Here is a 5,882-nt window from a genome sequence, read left to right on the forward strand (position 1 = left end):
CGCACAGACCCCGCCGACGGACGGTCCGTCCGAGCATGCGCTCGCGTCCGCGGCGCGGCCGGTCATGACCCGCGCGCGCCGGGCGTCGGGACCCGCAGCCGGCGGGCTCGCGATCGCGATCCTGGGGGTGGTCCCCGCCGTCGCCGCACTGCTCATCGCTGTGATCAGCGGGAGCGATCCCTCGTCGACGACGCGGCTCCTCATCACGGCTGTCGTGTACGCGCCGGTCGCGGTCGTCGCGTACTCGTTCCGGCGCCGCGACCTCGCGGCGGTCCTGGGCGCGCTGGCCATCACGAGCGGGTGGCTGGCGCTCGCCGCTGTGCTGAACTCCCTCATGCCTGCGGCACCTGCCATGCCGCCCGCGCGGGCCGTGCTCATGCACGCTGCGCGGGTCACCGAGGTGGCGGCCATCGCGCTGCTGCCCTGGCTCGTAGCGCGGCGCGAAGGGCACCCTCGGCGTGCCGCCATCGCCGTCGCGCTCGGAGCTCCCACCTTGAGCCTCCTGCTCTCGCTGATCGAGCTCGCCGGTTTCAGGCCCAGGCTGCTCGTCATCGCCCCGCTCGTCTGGGCGCTCGTGAGCTTCTTCGTGGGCGGGCTGGTGCTCGTGCGCCGCTGGCGTGAGGGAACCGAGCGCGAGCGGGCAGCGCTCACCTGGTTCCTCGCGGGGGCGATCCTCCTCATCGTCAGCTACGCGCGCTTGATCGCTCCGCTGCCCGTGCCGGCGGCATTGATGCTCGACGGCCTCTTCGTGCTCTCGCAGGCACTCCTGCCCGTCGGCATCCTCGCCGCCATCGTGGTGCGGGACGGCATCGCCATGAGCCGCCGCATGATCGACGGCATCGCGACGGTGCAGGCGCTCGCCTTCGGAGTCAGCGCGTACCTCGCGGTCACGGCCCTCACGCTCTTCGCCGGCGTCGACGCTGCGATCGGCGGGGCGGTCGCGGCCGCCGTCCTCGCGCTCGTGCTCGGCGGGACGATCCGTCGGCTGAGTTCGCACCACGATCGGCTGTTCGCCGACGTCGTACCCGACGCGCGCGCCATGCTCCGCCGCCTCGCATCGCAGGTCGGAGATCCCGTACCCGAAGACGACGCCGACGGCGTACGGGCCATCGCTTCGTCGTTGCGCGAGACATTCCGCCTGTCCTCCGTCGAGATCCTCCTGGTGTCGGCGCCGGGTCCCGTCCGGGTCGGTGCCGCGGCCTCCGAGTCGGGCGCGGTGACGCTGGTCGCGGGCGGTCAGCCGATCGGGCGGATCACGGTGACCGACCTGCCTGGGCGGCACATCGACACGACGGTGCTGCCGGTGCTCGAGCAGACGGCCGGTCTGATCGCGGGCGCGGTGATGCTTGCGACGGTGAACGAGGAGGTGGCGTCGACGCGTCGCCGCACCCTCGAGGTGCGCCACGAAGAGCGGCGACTGCTGCACGCCGAGCTGCACGACCAGCTCGCACCGACGCTCGCCGGTATCGGATTCGGGATCGCGGCCGCCGAGACACTGTTGACGACCGGGGACCAGCGCGCTCCCGCCATGATCGCCGACTTGCGCGACGAGACGACAGCGTGCGCCGCGGACGTCCGGCGACTCGCGCGCACGCTGCTGCCGACCGCGCTCGACCAAGGCGACCTCGAAGGTGCGCTCGCCGAGCTCGCGGCGACGGCCTCGCGTGACGGCATCAGGGTGACGACCTCGGCCCACGGCGCCGATGTGCTCGACTCCCCGCTGCAGCTGGGCGTGTACCTGTTCGTCGCCGAGGCCGTGGCGCAGGCGCGCCGATTGGATGCGATCGCGGCGGTCGAGGCATCCGTCGTCACCAGCGACGAAAGCGTGCGCATTCGGGTTCGTCTCCACGATGATCAGGCAGCGCACCCGGTGCGCGAGTCCCTGCGACATCGTGCCGGTGAGCTCGGGGCCGCGTGGCAGACGACGCACGATGGCGCTGTCGAGGCGGTGATCCCGCGATGACCGCTCGCCTGCCCGCGATGGTGCGCGACCCCACGACCCGCCGATCGCGAGAGACGTCGACGGATGCCGCATCCCGCCGCGCGATCGCCGGCACGGTATGGGCGGTGTCGTGGGCGCTGGCACTGGCCTCGCTCGCGATCGCGTGGACGGCGCATCTGCCCGCCGAGCCGCTTCCCGGAGTGTTCCTTTCGCAGGCGCCGCTCGAGATGCGCTCGCGCTTCGCCGACATCGGTGTGACGGTCGCGCTGATCTACGGACCGGTCAGCGCACTGATCCTCGCGCGGCGTCCCCATGCGGTCGGTGTCATCATCGCGATCCACGCTGTCGGATCCAGCATCACCGCCTTCGGCGTGCAGTACGGGCTGCTCGGCGCGCAGACGCCCGGCCTGCCGCTGTGGGGCCTGCTCGCGTTCGCCGCGGGGTGGGGCTACGTGCCCGGCACGTTCATGACCGCGGCGCTGCCGATCCTCGTGACGCGTCGTCGCATTCCGCGATGGCAGCGCGGGATCGTGCTGCTCTGCGCTGTGACAGCCGGCGCGGCGTTCTTCGTGAGCCTGACCCAGCAGAGCGTGGCGACACCGCGCAATCCGCTCGCGATCGACGTCGCTTCATACCAGGCCGTTCTGCCATCGCTCTACACCGCACCGTCGTTCCTGGCGGTCGCCATCTCGTTCGTCTCGTGCGGAATCCTCGTCGCGCGGTGGTGGCGTGCGCGTGGCCGCGCCCGCGCGGGCCTCGCGTGGCTCACGCTCGGGCACTCCTTCCTCACGCTGTCGTACCTCGCGCTCGTGCTGCCCGAAGGACTGCGCCTGCCGCGGTGGACGGTGGAGTTCGGCCTTGCGGCCCCGGTGCTCGGGCAGATCCTCTACCCGGCAGCCATCCTCGTGGTGGTGCTCGGGCAGAGGCTCTGGGGCGTCGAGCTCGTGGTGAGCCGCCTGCTGCTGTGGGCGCTGCTGACGTTCAGCGGCGTCGCCGCGTACCTCGTCGCGGTCACCGTGCTGCCCGTCACGCTCGCGCCGGTCGCCGGGCTGTCTCTGATGCTCCCGGTCCTGATCGCCGTCGCGATCCTGCCCCTGCGGGGATGGCTGCAGCGCCGCATCGATCGGTTGATCTACGGCGAGGGCGCCGATCCGGCGCACCTGCTGGCACGCCTGGGCGAGCGGATCGGCGAACTCCACCCGGGAGCCGAAGGACTGAACGATCTGGCGCACACTCTCCGTGCGGTGCTGCGCCTGGGCTGGGTCGCGATCCGCGCCGGCTCCGTGGCTGCGGAGGCGGGACGCGAGACGGAGGCCGCGATCAGCCGTGTGCCGCTGACAGCCGGTGAGGAGATCGTCGGCGAGCTGCTCGTGCAGCCGATTGCAAGTCAGCGACTCGACCGCCGCACGCTCGTCGTGCTCGCCGACGTCGCGGGACTGGTCACCACCGTCGTGCGCCTCGCCGAGGCATATGACGTGCTCGATCATGCGCGCGGCGAGCTCGTCGCGCGCCGGGCCGACGAGCGACGCAGCATCCGGCGGGAGCTGCACGACGGACTGGGCCCGGCTCTCGCCGGGATCGGATTCAGCCTCGCAGCCGCGCAGAACCTCGCTCCAGGACACCCGGAGCGCGCTGGGCAGCTGCTCGCGGAACTGTCGCACGACGTCCACCGCGGGGTCCGCGACGTGCGCGATCTCGCCAACGCGGTTGCGCCGCGCCCGCTCGACGGCGACCAGCTGGCCGAGGCGTTCACTGCGCTCTCCCGTCGCTTCGACTCGCCTTCGCTGCGGGTCCGCGTCATCGCGGAGGGCGCATCCCACCTCTCCGCCGAGGTCGCCCAGACGCTGTACTTCATCGCTGCAGAGGCCCTCGCCAACGCGGCCCGCCACGCGCACGCGAAGACCGTGACGATCGCGGTCCAGGCGTCGGCGGCGCAGGCCGTCGTGGAGATCACGGACGACGGTCGAGGCATCCCTCCCGGCGCACGCTCGGGAATCGGGATGACCTCGATGCGTGAGCGGGCAGGGGCGCATGGCGGAGATGTCACGGTCTCGAGCACGTCGGGCGGCACGAGGCTTCGCGCGAGCATCCCCCTGCCGCCGGGCACAATGAACTCACGCGGCGCGGCTGATGCCGCGCCGCGGAAGGAGCCGTGATGCGAAACGACAGCGCGATAAGGGTCGCGGTGGTCGACGACCACCCGCTGTTCCGCCGCGGCATCATGTCGCTGCTCGACACGCTCGACGGGGTCACGGTCGTGGGCGACGCCGCCACTGTCGACGAGACGCTCACGCTCGTGGACGATCACGCGCCCGACGTCGTGCTGATGGACCTCGACCTCGGCGCCGAGTCGGGCATCGACGCGACCCGGCTCGTCGTGCAGCGGCGACCGGCGACCGCCGTGCTCGTGCTCACCATGCTCGGCGACGACCGGTCGCTCTTCGCCGCGATGCGCGCCGGAGCCAGGGGGTATCTGCTGAAGGTGGCGACACCGCTCGAGGTCGAGCGGGCGATCCATGCCGTCGCGGACGGGCAGGTGCTGTTCGGCTCGGACGTGGCGGCCCGCGCGGTCGCCTACTTCAGCGGGGCCATGACGGATGCCGGGCCCCGGCGGTTCCCCGAGCTCACCGATCGTGAGGCCGAAGTGCTGGATCTGGTCGCGCGGGGACTCGACAACGGGTCCATCGCGCGCACGCTGGTGCTGACGAGCAAGACGGTGCGCAACTACGTGTACAGCATCATCACGAAGCTGGGCGCGCCCGACCGCAGCGCGCTGATCGTCATGGCGCGCGAAGCAGGCTACGGAACACGCGTGAGCGGCGAGGTCGGCAGCGACGGCCTGAGCCGCTGACGCCGACCGGCCATGCGACACGGTCGCGGGGTCCGCCTGCGTCCCAGGCGCGTCCCGGCCGCGTCCCGGCCGGCGTCCCCGATCGATCGAGGACAACCGCACCTGATGCCCGGGGTGCCAGGCCATCGAGGCTGAGGGCATGCCGCAGACAGCGGTCGCGTGGCCGGGCCACGCCCTTCGACACGAAAGCCATCTCTCATGTCTTCGACATCCGATCTTGCACAGCCGGGGGCCGGCGCGCCCCCGAAGAGCGGGCGCACTCGCTTCGCCGCCTGGCCCCTCTGGGCGGTCGTCGCCGGCATCGCCGGCACGGTCGGCACCGTCGCCACCGACCTGCGACCCGCCGGCGAGATCGAGGCGGTCGCCAACGGCGAGGCCTACGCCGTCACATCCGCAGACATGATCGGACTCGACCCGCTTCTCGGTCGCATCGGCTTCACCGCGGGCCTCGTGGCGATCCTCTGCCTCATCGTCTTCGCGGCGGCGTGGCGCCGTCACGCCGATGCACGATTCACGCGCTCGACCGCTGCCCGTGTGGTCAGCGGCGGGCTCATCGCTGCGACCGGAGTCATCACGCTCGGCTACGGGTGGCGCGGAGCGCTCGCCAACTACCTCGGGCCGGAGGCCGGGATGTACGACGAGGAGGGGCTGTTCGTCTACTACATGCTCACCGACTTCGGCGCCTATATCGGATGGACCGGGTTGGTGGCCAGCGCCCTCGCCCTCGCCTGGATGGCCTTCCGCGAGCGCAGCGTCTCACGCATCCTGGGCGGGTTCTCCGGTCTGTTCGGCATCCTCACCCTCGGCGCGATCGTCGTCAGCGGCGTGCCCGGGCTGCCCGGCGTCTTCATGCCGGTCTGGCTGGCCGTCACGGGTCTCTGGCTGGCCGTCGGGCGTAGCCGGGTCACCGAACCGGATCCCGCGCGATGAGCTCGCTCCTGCAGCGGATCGGCGCGGTCGGGCTCGCCGCGATCGTCGTGGCGATGCTCGCCGGGTGCGCCGCGCCGGGCGAGTCCGGCTCGGATCCGGACCCCGAGGCGCTGGCCTCCGAGGCGGCGGTGCCCGGCCAGCAGACCATCGACCCCGCGG

The 5,882-nt window shown here is 72.1% G+C and carries 4 protein-coding genes; all 4 read left to right on the plus strand.

The window, feature by feature from the left end; translation table 11 throughout:
- Positions 1-1,963 (plus strand): sensor histidine kinase (locus EIO58_RS11415; protein WP_205789238.1); only part of this gene is annotated, 1,963 nt, incomplete at its 5' end.
- Positions 1,960-4,098, plus strand: a complete 2,139-nt coding sequence (locus EIO58_RS11420; RefSeq protein WP_127819645.1) for a sensor histidine kinase — start codon at positions 1,960-1,962, stop codon at positions 4,096-4,098. The genes EIO58_RS11415 and EIO58_RS11420, both read left to right, overlap by 4 nt.
- Positions 4,098-4,793 (plus strand): response regulator, encoded by a 696-nt coding sequence (locus EIO58_RS11425; RefSeq protein ID WP_127819646.1) that lies wholly within the window; start codon positions 4,098-4,100, stop codon positions 4,791-4,793. The genes EIO58_RS11420 and EIO58_RS11425 overlap by 1 nt, the downstream gene beginning before the upstream one ends.
- 198 nt (positions 4,794-4,991) lie before the next feature.
- Positions 4,992-5,723 carry a hypothetical protein gene (locus EIO58_RS11430; RefSeq protein WP_127819647.1) on the plus strand — a complete coding sequence of 244 codons (732 nt, stop codon included), beginning with the start codon at positions 4,992-4,994 and terminating at the stop codon, positions 5,721-5,723.
- Positions 5,724-5,882: the final 159 nt, after the last annotated feature.

The sequence above is a fragment of the Microbacterium sp. CPCC 204701 genome, assembly GCF_004010105.1.
GTDB lineage: Bacteria > Actinomycetota > Actinomycetes > Actinomycetales > Microbacteriaceae > Microbacterium.